The sequence below is a fragment of the Flavobacterium sp. CF108 genome (assembly GCF_900129795.1).
Taxonomy (GTDB): domain Bacteria; phylum Bacteroidota; class Bacteroidia; order Flavobacteriales; family Flavobacteriaceae; genus Flavobacterium.
This window is the reverse complement of record NZ_FQWW01000008.1, coordinates 105179-119319: the sequence shown is the minus strand read 5'-3', so window position 1 is coordinate 119319 and position 14141 is coordinate 105179. Positions and strand designations below refer to the sequence as shown.

At 33.0% G+C, this 14141-nt stretch carries 14 protein-coding genes, 1 tRNA gene and 1 pseudogene; 10 read left to right on the top strand and 6 right to left on the bottom strand.

The features are described from left to right. Positions 1 to 120: 120 nt before the first annotated feature. The 5 genes and pseudogenes from BUE10_RS20225 to BUE10_RS20205 all read right to left on the bottom strand — a co-directional run bounded on the left by BUE10_RS20225 (position 121) and on the right by BUE10_RS20205 (position 2852). Positions 121 to 204 (bottom strand) — tRNA-Tyr (locus BUE10_RS20225). Positions 205 to 389: 185 nt separating this feature from the next. Next, a pseudogene (locus BUE10_RS24375) lies at positions 390 to 776 on the bottom strand (peroxiredoxin family protein); the annotation flags it as partial. 18 nt (positions 777 to 794) lie between these two features. Then, positions 795 to 1556, bottom strand: a complete 762-nt coding sequence (locus tag BUE10_RS20215; RefSeq protein WP_073488381.1) for a DUF4369 domain-containing protein — start codon at positions 1554 to 1556, stop codon at positions 795 to 797. 259 nt (positions 1557 to 1815) lie between these two features. After that, positions 1816 to 2256: a KTSC domain-containing protein gene (locus BUE10_RS20210; protein WP_053474414.1), complete on the bottom strand. Its 441-nt coding sequence runs from the start codon at positions 2254 to 2256 to the stop codon at positions 1816 to 1818. A gap of 350 nt (positions 2257 to 2606) precedes the next feature. Continuing rightward, a complete protein-coding gene (locus BUE10_RS20205) occupies positions 2607 to 2852 on the bottom strand; it encodes a hypothetical protein (RefSeq protein WP_073488378.1) in 246 nt (81 codons plus the stop codon). Between the two features lie 86 nt (positions 2853 to 2938). On the opposite strand from BUE10_RS20205, the gene BUE10_RS20200 reads away from it, so the two are divergent. The 10 genes from BUE10_RS20200 (at position 2939) to BUE10_RS20160 (ending at position 12043) form a co-directional block, all read left to right on the top strand. After that, positions 2939 to 3481, top strand: coding sequence for a hypothetical protein (locus tag BUE10_RS20200; RefSeq protein WP_073488376.1), 543 nt, complete (start codon positions 2939 to 2941; stop codon positions 3479 to 3481). Then, positions 3481 to 3627, top strand: a complete 147-nt coding sequence (locus tag BUE10_RS24140) for a hypothetical protein (protein ID WP_091290999.1) — start codon at positions 3481 to 3483, stop codon at positions 3625 to 3627. The genes BUE10_RS20200 and BUE10_RS24140 overlap by 1 nt, the downstream gene beginning before the upstream one ends. An 85-nt stretch (positions 3628 to 3712) precedes the next feature. Next, positions 3713 to 3949, top strand: coding sequence for a hypothetical protein (locus tag BUE10_RS20195; protein WP_073488373.1), 237 nt, complete (start codon positions 3713 to 3715; stop codon positions 3947 to 3949). Continuing rightward, complete coding sequence (locus BUE10_RS20190) at positions 3936 to 4316, top strand: YchJ family protein (RefSeq protein WP_073488370.1); 381 nt, start codon at positions 3936 to 3938, stop codon at positions 4314 to 4316. The genes BUE10_RS20195 and BUE10_RS20190 overlap by 14 nt, the downstream gene beginning before the upstream one ends. 106 nt (positions 4317 to 4422) lie before the next feature. Further along, entirely contained in the window at positions 4423 to 5541 is a 1119-nt protein-coding gene (locus BUE10_RS20185) for a vWA domain-containing protein (RefSeq protein WP_073488367.1), read from the top strand. 240 nt (positions 5542 to 5781) lie between these two features. Next, complete coding sequence (locus BUE10_RS20180; protein ID WP_073488364.1) at positions 5782 to 7245, top strand: AAA family ATPase; 1464 nt, start codon at positions 5782 to 5784, stop codon at positions 7243 to 7245. Between the two features lie 77 nt (positions 7246 to 7322). Continuing rightward, positions 7323 to 8030 (top strand): 2OG-Fe(II) oxygenase, encoded by a 708-nt coding sequence (locus tag BUE10_RS20175; RefSeq protein ID WP_234984776.1) that lies wholly within the window; start codon positions 7323 to 7325, stop codon positions 8028 to 8030. A gap of 66 nt (positions 8031 to 8096) precedes the next feature. Beyond that, positions 8097 to 8948, top strand: coding sequence for a DMT family transporter (locus tag BUE10_RS20170; protein ID WP_073488358.1), 852 nt, complete (start codon positions 8097 to 8099; stop codon positions 8946 to 8948). Positions 8949 to 9388: 440 nt separating this feature from the next. Next, complete coding sequence (locus tag BUE10_RS20165) at positions 9389 to 10675, top strand: Glu/Leu/Phe/Val family dehydrogenase (protein ID WP_177178057.1); 1287 nt, start codon at positions 9389 to 9391, stop codon at positions 10673 to 10675. Between the two features lie 144 nt (positions 10676 to 10819). Then, positions 10820 to 12043, top strand: coding sequence for a sterol desaturase family protein (locus BUE10_RS20160; protein WP_073488352.1), 1224 nt, complete (start codon positions 10820 to 10822; stop codon positions 12041 to 12043). Positions 12044 to 12197: 154 nt separating this feature from the next. Here BUE10_RS20160 and BUE10_RS20155 read toward each other — a convergent pair whose 3' ends face one another. After that, positions 12198 to 13796: a DUF6377 domain-containing protein gene (locus BUE10_RS20155; protein ID WP_053474425.1), complete on the bottom strand. Its 1599-nt coding sequence runs from the start codon at positions 13794 to 13796 to the stop codon at positions 12198 to 12200. Positions 13797 to 14141: the final 345 nt, after the last annotated feature.

Here is a 14141-nt window from a genome sequence, read left to right as displayed (position 1 = left end):
ATTTGAAAAACAGTATAAATGAAAAAAGCCTGCGAATCTTACGATTTGCAGGCTTTACCACGTTTTTTGCGGGTTTTTGAAAAGATTGAAAAACTTTCGTTTCGGCTTCTTTTACCCTTTTGGTGGGGAGAGCAGGATTCGAACCTGCGAAGTTCACACAGCAGATTTACAGTCTGCCCTCGTTGGCCGCTTGAGTATCTCCCCGATCTCAGCATTGATGCGCTTTGTTGTTCTAAGCGGTTGCAAAGATAGCAACGTTTTCTACATTTGCAAACAAAAAAAGAACTTAATTTAAAGTTATTTTAAAGTTGTTTTTTAATTCATTGGAATTGAATAAAATAAAAAAATCTCCACTAGGGAGATTTTTTAACTTTATTTAAAAAGTAGGATTATTTTGCTAATAATTCTACGATTTTTGCTTTCAATTCCGGACCTCTTAAGTCTTGAGCAACCACATTTCCTGATGCATCAAGAATAAAAGTTGCAGGAATAGATTCAACATTATATTGTTTCGCAATTGGTTCATCCCAGAATTTAAGATTAGAAACATGTGTCCATGTTAAACCATCTGCTGCAATAGCTTCTTTCCAGTGTTCAGCATCTTTATCTAAAGAAACGCCAACAATGTTTAATCCTTTTGAATGTAATTCTTTGTAAATAGCTACAACATTTGGATTTTCTTTTCTGCATGGTCCGCACCATGAAGCCCAGAAATCAACGATAGTTACTTTACCTAAACTTTCTTTAAGCGAAACTACTTTTCCTTGCGGATTTGGCGCAGAAAAGTCTGCTCTTCATTTAGCGCTGCCAACTGGAGGAGCTGATGCACCAACTGCAGGCAATTTAGCTTGACCTAGTCTGGTTTTGATTTCTTTACCAGGAGTAGTATTTTTTACAGATTCGTCTAAAGCGTTGTATAAAGTCTCAGTTTTTTTGATATCATTGCTTGGATCATTAATCATACTTTGAATAATCAATGCAGAGATATAAGATTTTGGATGACCTTCAGCGTAAGCTAAATATTTCTTTTTAGTATTAGCCTGAACTTCTGTCTGAATTTCCATGTATTGTTTCATTAAGCCATTGACAGTTGCAGTATCATGAGCTTTTTGGGCATCTTGCATCTTTGTAGTATTCTTTTTCTGGAAATCAATTAAACTTTTTTGAGTTTTTGTAAGGTCATCATTGAATTTTACATACTCGTCATTATTGTAAGTTCCAGAAATTTTAGATTTATGGATACTGTCTTTATCAATTTCGATATTGATTTCTCCAGTTTCTAAGATAAATGGGATTGGCCCGTTAGCACCTTGAAGTATTAATGTATGAAAAGCCGGTTCTTTAACTTTTCCTTTAATTTCAAATTTTCCATTTTCAACTTTCACAGTATCTAACGCAATTGTCATTCTTGTAGCAGGATCCTGACCTTGAAGAATGATAGTTTTTCCGTTTTCGATTCCTTTTGCAGTACCAGTAATTAGGTATTCTCCGTCTTTAACTTTACTGCATGAAATGATAGCTGCAGAAGCTGTAAGTAAAAAAAGTATTTTTTTCATTATAAAAAATTAATTAGTTAATTGATTTGTGCAACAAAAGTATCTAAAATTATAAAACATATAGAATTTTGTAACCTAAAATTTTGTTATAGTTTTTTTGTATCTAAATGTCCTGTAATCAAGTGTTTTGAAGCGTTAGTTTGATTTAAAACTCTGATTTATTTATTGTTTTGAATGCTAATATATAATTTTTTTAATTGTAAGCCATAAAAAAAGCACTCTGTAGGAAGAGTGCTTTTTAAATTATTTTCGAATAAATTTATTCTTGATTTGTTTTCTTTCTCCAAGTAAAAGAGTTCAAAATGTGTCTTTTTGCAAATCTTCCAGGAGAATCAGCATTTACCATTTTCACATAAGTTGCTTTAGGAACACTGATGTATTCGTAAACACTTCCGTTAGAAAAATCAATAATCAAACGACCTTCTACAAATTTGTAATCTGTAATAGTGCAAGTTGAAATTGTTTCTGTATATTCAGGTAAATTAAGTTTAATAGTATCAGGGTGAATACTTACTAAAAAGTGGTAAGCTTCAATGATTGTTTTACTTTTTTCTTCTGCCTCTTTTAAACCAGCGTCGTCTCCTACAAATTTATCAGGATGAGATTCTTTCATCGCATTACGATAAATTGTTTTTAAATCTTTTAACTCTGCAGTTTTTTCTACGTTTAGTAACTTGCGGTATTCAACTATTTTTTTCATAAATAAAAGGTAACTACTTGTCTATTAGTTTGAAATCGATATTAATTAGTTCAAATCGACAAATTTTTTGCAAAGGTACACTTTTTTTTAACTTTTCACTTTTGATCGAAAAAATATTCGGTAGAAGTTATAGGTTTTATAATGTTAGGACGAAATTTTAACGCAAAGTACGCTAAGATTTTTTTTAAGTATGTTTTTTATAAAAACGGAAAGTTCGCAAAGCTTTACGTTAACAGCTTTGCGAACTTAGTATTATTAATACCGCTTGCAATACAGTAAAAGAATCTTAGCGTACTTTGCGTTAAAATATTCTCTTTTCAACTTGAAACATTAAACCTGAAACAAAAAACTTATTCCGGCTTATGATTCGCCTTATCGAAGTTTTTAGATTTCTTTGGATATTTATCGTAGCTAATGTCGCTTGGATTTTCGATTACAGATTTAATCGTAACCCAGTCTCCAAGATTAAAGTTAGTATGAGCGATTTTATAATCTAAAAGATATTCACCACAGAAATAATTGTTGTTTTCATCTTTTTCGATAATGCCGGTATAAACTCCTTTTTGCGGCATTTTTTCTTGTGAATCTTTAGACATAGTTTTATATTTTAAATTTGAAGTCGCAAAGTTAATCAATTTAGGTTTGTTTTAGGGAGTTCGCGACAATCTCAGTATATTTGCACATGCAGAAAAATTTTAAGCCACATCCAAATTCTTTTAAGAATACCTTTTGTGTTTTTAATGAAGTGCTTCCAAATGAAATAGAAGGTTTAAAAAAACAGTTTGAAAGCAAGGCAGGAAGTTCTTATTATTATACCGAAGCCGGAATGTATCGCGTTTCCAATCATTGGGGAAGATTAGCCAACAGTAAATGGCGTTTAACTGCCCGTGAACCGGAAACCGAATCGAAAACAAAAATTGGTTTTGCTGCTTGGGAAGAATTTTATCCTGATAATGCCGAAGAGAAACTATATTATATAGAAGCCGATTTTGAAAAGAATCTCGCAAACTATCAGCATAAAAAGAATCCGAATTACGACGGAAAAGCGATTTTGAGAACCAGTTTTGAAACCACAAAACGCTTAAAACAAATTAGAAATCTGCAGCAATTAACTTCGTGGGCGAAATATTTTGATTATGAAGATATAGCCGATTTAAGAAAGCAGATTATCAACGAATTGATTTTTACTGAAAGGAATTTAGAAGAAATTAAAAGAGAAATATAATGGGACGCAATAACGAACGAAATATCAAAATTCACAATGACAAATTGCACAAAGCTCAGGCTAAGAAAAAACAAGCCGAAGTTTCCCGCAAAGAAAAACTCAAAGAGATTGTGAAGAAATTCAACGAAAATAAAACAGAGGAATAAATATAGTTTCAAGTTTTAGGTTTCAAGTTTCACGTTCTGCTGTAACTTGAAACTTGAAACCTGAAACAAAAAAACAAACATATATATGAATACAAAATTCGAAACCTTAAAAGCAAGCGTTCAGGAAATCATTGATTTAATTGCTGCAGGAGATTCCAGAGGAGCAAATAATAAATTATTAGATGTAAGTGAAGTATTAGACGAAATGATTGATTTTGCTGAAGAAGATGAAGAAGTGAGAGAAATAAGCAGATATCAGGTTTTATTAAACCAGCTGCATGTAAAAATTAACGGAGAAGAAGAAGTAGATGGCGACGCATAAATGCTTTTGCGATACAGGATTACCGTTTGAAAATTGCTGCGGATTGTATCTTGAAAACAATCAAAAAGTACCAACAGCTTTGGCTTTAATGCGTTCCAGGTATTCGGCTTATGCGACTCATAATGCTGAATATCTTTTGGAAACGACCTACATTTCAGAAAGAAAATATTATTCGAAAACAGAAATTCTAAAATGGGGCGCAGCTAATAAATGGCAAAAATTAGAAATTCTGAGTTTTACAGAAAATACAGTGGAGTTTAAAGCCTATTTTTTAAACTCCGATAATAAACCGCAGACTCATTATGAGTTTTCAACCTTTAAATTTGAAAATAATGCCTGGTTTTATGTCGATGGAAAGTTTGAATAATTGTTACATCTAACACTGTTAGCTGTGAATTTTGGTTAAATATTTTAACTAAAAATTAATAAACGTTTCTATTTTCGTAATTCCAAAAAGGCTTAATTTTAGAATTATGAAAAACGAATTTAAAAAAGGTTTTTATTTTAAGTCGTACGAAGCCCCGTTTCAGTCTCCGTTTGAAAAACTTTTTGGTATTTTCAAAGAGCTAATCACCCATACTTCAGGGGATTTTGATGAAGCAGTCAACTGGCTTCGGGAACTAGATATAGAATATAAACTAACAGATGAGAACTACACAATCGATGATTTTATCGAAGATTTAAAAAAGAAAGGTTACATAAAAGACGAAGTAAAAGAAGATGGAACGAACGGTTTTGGAATCACTGCTAAAACAGAACGCGCAATTCGTCAGCAGGCTTTAGATCAGATTTTTGGAAATCTGAAACGTTCCGGAAACGGAAATCACAAAACAAAACATGCCGGAAATGGCGATGAACATACAGGAGAATTTCGCGAATTTAATTTTGGCGATGGTTTAGAACGTATTTCATTGACCGAAAGTCTGCGAAATGCCCAAATCAATAATGGCGTTGAAAGTTTTATGCTGACCGAAAATGATTTAGTTGTCGAAGAAACGCAGTACAAAGCACAAATGAGTACCGTTTTGATGATCGACATCAGCCACAGTATGATTTTGTATGGCGAAGACCGAATTACACCTGCCAAAAAAGTCGCAATGGCATTGGCAGAATTAATTACAACGCGTTATCCAAAAGATACGCTTGATATTTTGGTTTTTGGTAATGATGCCTGGACAATCCCAATTAAAGATTTGCCGTATTTGCAAGTTGGTCCGTATCACACCAATACAGTTGCCGGATTGCAATTAGCGATGGATATTTTACGTCGAAAACGAAATACCAACAAGCAGATTTTTATGATTACCGACGGAAAACCAAGCTGCGTGCGCGAGCGTGATGGTTCCTATTATATGAACAGCAACGGTCTTGACGAATATATTGTAGATAAATGTTACACACAGGCACAGCAAGCCAGAAAATTACACATTCCGATTACGACTTTTATGATTGCAAACGATCCGTATTTACAGCGATTTGTCAATCATTTTACAGAAGCAAATCAGGGAAAAGCATTTTATACGGGACTAAAAGGTCTTGGTGAAATGATTTTTGAAGATTATGAAACGAATAGGAAGAAGAGGGTTCGTTGATTTAGGTTCAAAGTTGCAAAGGTTCAAAGGGACAAAGTTTTTTGCAAATTAATTATAGACAAAGTATATCGTAGAGACGCACAGCAGTGCGTCTACGCAAAGTGATGACACAAAGTTTGAATAAGGTTCAAAGTTGCAAAGGTTCAGAGGAACAAAGGTTTTTGAAATAAATTTATGCACAACACACCAACACAATATTTGCCGTTAAAACAACAATAAATAAAATAGATATTTCATAAAATGGAAATTAACAATATAAAAACATTAGGGCAGTTAAAAGCTGCAGGATATAAAAGCATAAGTATAAAGGACGAATTGCGAAATAACCTTCGTGAAAAAATAAAATCAGGAAAACCGGTTTTTGAAGGTGTTCACGGATTCGAAAATACCGTAATTCCGGAATTAGAACGTGCGATTCTTTCTCGTCACAATATCAATTTATTAGGACTTCGCGGACAGGCAAAAACACGTTTAGCGCGCAAAATGGTAGAATTATTAGACGAATATATTCCTTTTGTAACAGGTTCAGAAATCAATGACGATCCATTGAATCCAATTTCACGTTTTGCAAAAGATTTAATTGAAGAAAAAGGAGATGAAACTCCAATTTCATGGTTACACAGAAATGAACGTTTCTTCGAGAAATTAGCAACGCCAGATGTAACCGTAGCCGATTTAATTGGAGATGTTGACCCAATAAAAGCTGCAAATTTAAAATTATCTTATGCGGATGATCGTGTAATTCATTTCGGAATGATTCCGAGAGCAAACAGAAGTATTTTTGTTATTAACGAATTACCAGATTTACAAGCCAGAATTCAGGTTGCATTATTTAACATTCTGCAGGAAGGCGATATTCAAATTCGCGGATTTAAATTGAGAATGCCGCTTGATATGCAGTTTATTTTTACTGCAAATCCAGAAGATTATACAAACAGAGGAAGTATTGTAACGCCGCTTAAAGACAGAATTGGTTCACAGATTTTAACGCATTATCCTGAAACGGTTGAAATTGCAAGAACAATTACACAACAGGAAGCAAAACTGGACGAAAACCAAAGTGATGTTGTTTATGTTCCAAATTTAGCGAGAGATATTTTAGAACAAATTAGTTTTGAAGCCCGCGAAAGTGAATACATCGATAATAAAAGCGGTGTAAGTGCCAGGATGAGTATTACGGCTTTTGAAAACTTAATTAGTACTGCAGAACGTCGTGCTTTAAAAGCTGGAGTTGATAAAACAAATCTTCGTTTATCTGATTTTATCGGAATTATTCCGGCGATAACTGGAAAAGTAGAATTGGTTTATGAAGGAGAGCAGGAGGGAGCCGCTTTTGTAGCGCAGCATTTAATAGGAATGGCTATTCGAACTTTGTTTCCAACGCTATTTCCTAAAATCGAAAAATTAGAAAAGCCGGGAGAAAAAACACCTTATTCTGATTTAATTGAATGGTTTTTTGCAGAAAGCGGTTTCGAATTATTAGATGACGCAACTGATGCTGAATATCAGGCTATTTTAGATGAAGTAACTCCTTTGGATATTTTATTGAAAAAATACCAGCCGCAATTAGATAAAAAAGATCAATATTTTGTAAAAGAGTTTGTGCTGTGGGCTTTGGTAGAATACAAAAAACTAAGCAAAGACCGTTTTGCACAAGGACATCAGTTTAAAGATATGTACGGAAGTTATATTAGTAAATTATAAATTATTAGTTGTTAATTGTTAATTCAGCAGTATAGTTCTTAAACCCGACAGGTTTTTAAAACCTGTCGGGTTTATTTATGCGCGAAAATAAACTATTGTCTGATTTTTATTATTTCCAAAAAGCAGCATTACCAGTTTTAAATAGTCTACCTTGCTACGTTGGCTGTATTTGCAGTTTGCCTAAAAAAGCGATGGATGATAGTTTTGAGGATTTGATAGCAAGTTATATAGAGAATAAAATTGGAATTTCGGAACGGTTTATAAGTGATGAATTATCGAATAATCTCAAGCAAAATTTAATTGATTTAAATACTGCCAGTTTACTGTTGGCGGCTGGAATTGGAAATTCTGAAAAACTTTCTTTTGATGGGAAAATTAGAAACGACGCTATTTATTGGCTCGATAAAAAGCATAATAATGTTTTTGAAAATGAGTTTTTCGATAAAATTGATGCGTTTGTACTTTACTTAAACGAGAGTTGTTTTGCCGGAATCACGGGTTATGAATTCCATTATTCTTTATATGAAAAAGGCGATTTTTATCTCAAACATTTAGATCAATTCAAAAACAATTCAAGTCGTAAATATTCGATGATCAGTTATTTAAATAGTAATTGGAAAGAAAGTGACGGCGGAGAATTAATGATTCATCAAAACAACAGCAAGCAGAAAATTTCGCCCATTCAGGGTAAAACCGTTTTCTTTAAAAGTAATGAATTGGTTCACGAAGTTTTAGTTACACAAAATACCAGAATGAGTATTACAGGCTGGTTAAAAAGTGACTAATATGTTTTTTCAAGAACATTCATTATAAGGAGATAAACGTTATTTTTGTATTCAAAATTTAATCCTATGTTGTTTCTTGTTTTAAGCATTTTATGCAGTGTAACGGTTGGTGTTATCTTCAAAATAACCCGTAAATACAATGCAAATCCAATTCAGATTATAGCGTTCAATTATATAATGGCAATATCGCTTTGCTATTTTACTTTTAGCCCAGACTTAAATGTAGTTCATTCAGATGCGCCTTGGAATATTTACGCAGCGGTCGGCATTTTACTTCCTATTGTTTTTCTGTTTTTATTCACTTCCATAAAACATATGGGAATTGCAAAAACAGATGCTGCTCAGCGTTTATCGCTCTTTATCCCAATAATTGCAGCGTGGCTTATTTTTAAAGAAGAATTCAATTCGTATAAAGTAATTGGCTTGATAATAGGATTTATAGCGCTGTTATTCATCTTAAAAAAACAATCAGGAAACGATCAAAACAAATGGATTTATCCGGCAGCAGTATTTATAGGTTTCGGGATTATCGATATCCTTTTTAAGCAAATTGCACTTTTTACCGCTTTGCCTTACACAACTTCATTGTTTATTGTTTTTGATATTTCATTGGCTGTTTCTTTACTCGTTGTCGTTTATGATGTTGCTGTAAAAAAAGTAAAGCTGAATTATAAAAATATTCTTTTTGGAGGTTTAGTTGGAATCTTCAACTTCGGAAATATATTGTTTTATTTAAAAGCGCATAAGGCTTTCGCCGAAAATCCATCAACTGTTTTTGCCGGAATGAACATGGGCGTGATCGTTTTAGGAAGTCTTGTTGGAATGCTTTTCTTCAAAGAAAAATTATCTAAAATCAATATTTTAGGACTTGTTTTAGCCTTAATTGCCATTGTTTTCATCGTAAAATCACAATTTTAGTACTTTTTTTAATTTCTTAAATCATTAATTTACAAGGGATTTAATGTTAAATTTATATTTTTCTGAAATAAACACGACTAATTCTATAGAGTTTATGAATATATTTTATAGATTTGCAATGACAATGAAAAACTATAGTCTAAATATCATCCCGTTTATGTGCAGTTTGACGATGTGCTGCATGTCGACCTATGCGATGAAATGGCGTTAATAGAGAAAGTACTTGTTAGTTATTTTTTTTTTAGCCTTTCATGCACCATGAAAGGCTTTTTTTAGGAACTATTAAATAAAAATAAAATGAGATCGAATAGAAACATAAATAGTATGATGCATTGCTGCCAGATGAAAATTCCGTGTTGCATGTGTTGTTGCTGATTTTATTCAGAAGAAACATTTTATTAAGCCCAAATCGATAAACCAAAAAATTAAAAATAAACACTATGAGTGCAGAAATTATAAAACAGAACCCCTTTCAATCTATGATTGACAGGTTTAATATAGCAGCTGATATTCTTAAATTAGATGAATCTATAAGATTGAAACTGCAGCGTCCGGAAAAACAAATTGTGGTCAATTTTTCTATAACATTAGATAATGGAACCGAACAAAATTTTGAAGGATACCGCGTCATTCACAATACAGCTTTAGGCCCGTCAAAAGGCGGAATTCGTTATGACAATGCCGTTAATCTTGATGAAGTAAAGGCATTGGCAGCCTGGATGACCTGGAAATCTGCCGTAACAGGAATTCCGTTTGGAGGAGCAAAAGGCGGTATTATCTGCGATCCAAGAACACTTTCTAAAACAGAATTAGAAAGAATAACAAGAGCGTATACAAAAGCTTTAGCCGATATTTTTGGCCCGGAAAAAGATGTTCCGGCACCGGATATGGGAACAGGCCCGGACGAAATGGGATGGTTAATGGATGAATTTTCATTAGTTCACGGAAAAACAATTCATGCCGTTGTAACGGGAAAACATTTACATTCAGGAGGTTCATTAGGAAGAGTAGAAGCAACCGGAAGAGGAGTGAGTATTATTACTTTGCTTGCGCTTGAAAAACTAAAAATCAGACCGGCAAGATCTACTGCTGCGATTCAGGGATTTGGAAATGTTGGTTTGCATTCGGCTTTGTTTTTATATGAAAAAGGCGTTAAGATAGTTGCTGTAAGTGATGTTTCTGAAGCATTTTTTAATCCTGAAGGAATCAATATTCCAGAGTTGATTTTGTATTATAATCTTAATAATAAAACCATTAAAGGTTATCCAAATTCAGTTGCGATCAAACACGAAGATTTATTGCTTTTAGATGTTGATGTTTTGATTCCGGCTGCAAAAGAAGATGTTATTACACAAAAGAATGCCAAAGATATTCGTGCTAAAATAATTATTGAAGCTGCAAATGGACCCGTTTCTTCTGATGCTGATAAAATTTTGCACGAGAATAATGTTTTAGTAGTTCCGGATATTTTAGCAAATGCCGGAGGTGTAACCGTTTCTTATTTTGAATGGCTTCAAAATTCATTGTTAGAATCCTGGAGAATTCATCAAATTAATAAACGTTTAGAAGATATATTAGAAAAAGGTTTTGAAACTGTATTTAGGGTTGCTGCCAAATATAGTGTAACGCCGCGAATTGCAGCTTACATTATCGCTTTGAAAAAAGTGGCAGACACGCAATCTGTTAAAGAAGTAGCTCTGGAAGCTGATAAATACAAACAAAACTAGATTTTTTTCTTAGAGAAATTAAAGACTATTTTCATCGGTTAATATCAATATATTTGTATCTGATATTCGTTGATGAAAATATCTTTTTTAGTTTAATTAATTGTAGTTTAGTTTCTTAAAATCGATAAAAAGTAATTATTAAAAATGAAAAACATTAATTTTCTTGCCTTTGCAATGCCCGCTTTCTTTCTGTTTTTATTCCTTGAATACAAGCTGGCGCAACGAAAAAAGAGACCTGAAATTTTTAATTATGAAAGCTCTGTTTCTAATATTAGTATTGGAATTGCAGAGCGATTGATTAATTTGTTTGTTGCCGCAAGCTTTTACCAATTGTACTATTTGATTTATGATGATTATCGGATTTTTGATGTTCCGAGTAATTTTCTTGTCTGGATTGCCTTAATTCTGGCCACAGATTTTGTGTGGTATTGGTATCACAGATTAGGTCATGAAGTCAATTTTTTCTGGGCAGCACACATTGTACATCATCATAGTGAAGAATTCAATTTTACGGCCGCAGCCAGAATTACCACTTTTCAGGCCATAGTCAGGACGGGATTTTGGTGTATCCTTCCTTTTGTTGGGTTTCATCCCACAATGGTAATTACCATGCTTATTGTTCATGGAGCGTATTCTTTCTTTACGCACACACAGCTCGTAGGAAAAATAAAATGGCTGGAATATATTTTTGTAACGCCTTCTGTTCACGGCGTTCATCACGCATCTGACGAAAAATACCTGGATAAAAATTACGGCGATATGTTTACGTTTTGGGACCGTCTTTTTGGAACTTTCCAGGAAGAAGAAGAAAAACCAAAATACGGATTAACGCATCCGCTAAAAAGCTATAGTTTCCTTTGGCAGCATTTTCATTATTATTTTGAAATATATGAGTTATGGAGACGTTCAAAAGGATTTAAAGCAAGATGGAAAGCCGTTTTCGGCAGTCCGGCACACATGGATCAGGATATTCGCCCTACTTTAGAAAAACGTTTCTTGCAGGATAAAAGCAATCCGCATCAAAGACTTCGTTTTAGAAATTACCTTTATATTCAATTAGGAATCTCTACTTTATTGCTAACCGTTTTTACCTATTACTTTGATCATTTAGAGGCATACGATAAGATTTTTGTATTGTCGATTATCATTATCACTTTAATAAACTGCGGTGCTATTTTAGAACAGCGTAAATGGATTTATTATCTCGAATATACTCGTATTTTTATGCTTACAACTTATTTCTTATACGAAAGAGATCTAACCATGTTTTTCTTTATTCCGCTGGCCATTATGATCTTTGCTGAGCAATTGTTCTCGTTGAGTAAATATTATCAAAATATGATTTTGCAGTTAGAATCTGCAGAGTAAAAAGAATGAATAATCGCCATGAATTTATATTTATAATAATTCGTCGCGATTTCTTTCCTGCAAGGTTTTCAAAACCTTGTAGGTATAATTTTTCAAAGTAAAGCTAAAATAGAAACCTACAAGGTTTTGAAAACCTTGCAGGATTGCCGTAAAATTAAATCGTTTTAATTGCCATTATTTTTTCTTCAAAAGTATCTTTAAAATCTGATTTACTTTTAATTCTCGTTTTATACGTATAAATTGTAGCTACAGAAAGTTCCAGAAATTCAGCCATTTGACTACTGTCCTGAATTCCTAATCGGTATAAAGCAAAAATGCGGAGCTCCGTGTTTAAAAGTTCGCCTTTCTTCACAATACATTTATGATCATTCGGAAACAAATGATTAAAATCAGTCACGAAAGTTGGGAATAATTTCAGGAAAATTTCATCAAACTGATGGAACAAATTTTCTCGTTCTTCCTTTACATTATAACGTTTTAAACTCGCAATAACTTCATCTGTTTTCTTGGTGATGATTTTATGAAGTGTACTTTTTTGAATATGATCAATTTTATTAATGAAAGCTGAAGTTGCCTTAATAAAATACGTAATATATTCCTCTTTAATAGCATTTGCCTCGCTCAAACTTATGTTCATTTCCTGAAGCTGCGCGTATGACGAAGCCATTATCTTTCTCGCTTTATTTTTCTCTTTTAATTGTTTAAAAATAATAATCGAAAACAAAATGATAATCAGCGTCAGGATCGTCAATAAAATAATGATCTTTTCCAGTTTATCATTTTTATCTTTTACGTTATTTAACTGCGCTTTTTCGATAATAGGTAATATCGACGAGATTTCAATTTTACGATGTCTGGCGTTGTAAAAAGTAGCGTCATCCATGGCAATATTAATATACTCATTTGCTTTGTCCAGATAACCCATTTTAAAGAGTTCGTTGGCCAGATTTCTGAGCGCGACAGTTTCCTTGGTTGCGTTCTTGACATCGGCAATAGCGGCGAGTGCGAGATAATAAATCGCTTTTTTGGTATAACCTCGTTCCGAATAAATATAACCGAGGCTCGAAGTCGCAATTCCGTAATAATCCGGCGGTAAATCGTAATTGTTAATCCAGTAGCTGAAAGCAAATTCAGCACCGCGCCAGTCTTGCTGCTTTAAACGTTTCAAACTTTCGGCGGCCCAATATTCATTTGAATTGGTTCCAATCAGTTCCAGCGCCTTTTTAAGGAAATGATTCCCTTGCTGTACATAATGAATATTAAAACGCTGATCGCGGTTATAATCGGCTAAATCGTAGTATGCGCGGGCTTTAATATTATAATATTCAAATTTGTTTTTCTGATCCAGTTTTTGATCGTCAATAACATTCAGCGTATCGATAGCTTCTTTAAATAATCCTGATGATAGCAGTACAAAACCTTCCTTAATTCGGCTTTTAGCCAAATATTTAGGATCTTTTAAAACGATGGCTTTGATTTTAGCTTCTTCTAAATAATAATAAGCCGAGTCATATTTGAATGATTTGTATTCTTCAAACAATGACATATAGGTATGGTACAATTGTTCATTATTTTGACTGACAGTAAATTTTGAAACATTTTTTTTTAAAGTTTCAATTTTGCGATATTTCTGTTTTAAGTAAACTTCTTTTTTTAGCAGTACATTGTCTAATTCTTCAAGAATTGGATTTGTCTCTTTCGCAGTAAGAGAAAAACCCGCAATGAAAAAATACAGTACAAATATTTTTTGCATGGTTTGGTTGTGGTTTTAAGGTAAGGTAATTTATGGTTGAGTTAATTCGTTTAAAAGCAAAATTAATTAAAAACTGATGATTAACAGTTCTGGAAATTGGAGAGTATCGTTTTAAGATTTTTTTCGAAATAGCTTAGTGTGAGTCTCTAAAGGGTATTAAAATGTTAAAAGTACTCTAATAATTTGCAATTATACAATAAAAAGCGGTTATATATATGTATAGTGAAAAAATATTCGCATAAAATTTTCATATTGTCATATTTACCATTATTCTGCAGGTACTTTACATCTAAACAAGACCTTGATTTTTGTGTTTTTAGTAAAATATTAAATAACTGGTAATCA

What these genes read in the sequence shown, in the direction of transcription:
- BUE10_RS20215 (WP_073488381.1), bottom strand. Translation starts at nt 1,556, where the DNA reads ATGAAAAAAATACTTTTTTTACTTACAGCTTCTGCAGCTATCATTTCA.
- BUE10_RS20210 (WP_053474414.1), bottom strand. Translation starts at nt 2,256, where the DNA reads ATGAAAAAAATAGTTGAATACCGCAAGTTACTAAACGTAGAAAAAACT.
- BUE10_RS20205 (WP_073488378.1), bottom strand. Translation starts at nt 2,852, where the DNA reads ATGTCTAAAGATTCACAAGAAAAAATGCCGCAAAAAGGAGTTTATACC.
- BUE10_RS20200 (WP_073488376.1), top strand. Translation starts at nt 2,939, where the DNA reads ATGCAGAAAAATTTTAAGCCACATCCAAATTCTTTTAAGAATACCTTT.
- BUE10_RS24140 (WP_091290999.1), top strand. Translation starts at nt 3,481, where the DNA reads ATGGGACGCAATAACGAACGAAATATCAAAATTCACAATGACAAATTG.
- BUE10_RS20195 (WP_073488373.1), top strand. Translation starts at nt 3,713, where the DNA reads ATGAATACAAAATTCGAAACCTTAAAAGCAAGCGTTCAGGAAATCATT.
- BUE10_RS20190 (WP_073488370.1), top strand. Translation starts at nt 3,936, where the DNA reads ATGGCGACGCATAAATGCTTTTGCGATACAGGATTACCGTTTGAAAAT.
- BUE10_RS20185 (WP_073488367.1), top strand. Translation starts at nt 4,423, where the DNA reads ATGAAAAACGAATTTAAAAAAGGTTTTTATTTTAAGTCGTACGAAGCC.
- BUE10_RS20180 (WP_073488364.1), top strand. Translation starts at nt 5,782, where the DNA reads ATGGAAATTAACAATATAAAAACATTAGGGCAGTTAAAAGCTGCAGGA.
- BUE10_RS20175 (WP_234984776.1), top strand. Translation starts at nt 7,323, where the DNA reads ATGCGCGAAAATAAACTATTGTCTGATTTTTATTATTTCCAAAAAGCA.
- BUE10_RS20170 (WP_073488358.1), top strand. Translation starts at nt 8,097, where the DNA reads ATGTTGTTTCTTGTTTTAAGCATTTTATGCAGTGTAACGGTTGGTGTT.
- BUE10_RS20165 (WP_177178057.1), top strand. Translation starts at nt 9,389, where the DNA reads ATGAGTGCAGAAATTATAAAACAGAACCCCTTTCAATCTATGATTGAC.
- BUE10_RS20160 (WP_073488352.1), top strand. Translation starts at nt 10,820, where the DNA reads ATGAAAAACATTAATTTTCTTGCCTTTGCAATGCCCGCTTTCTTTCTG.
- BUE10_RS20155 (WP_053474425.1), bottom strand. Translation starts at nt 13,796, where the DNA reads ATGCAAAAAATATTTGTACTGTATTTTTTCATTGCGGGTTTTTCTCTT.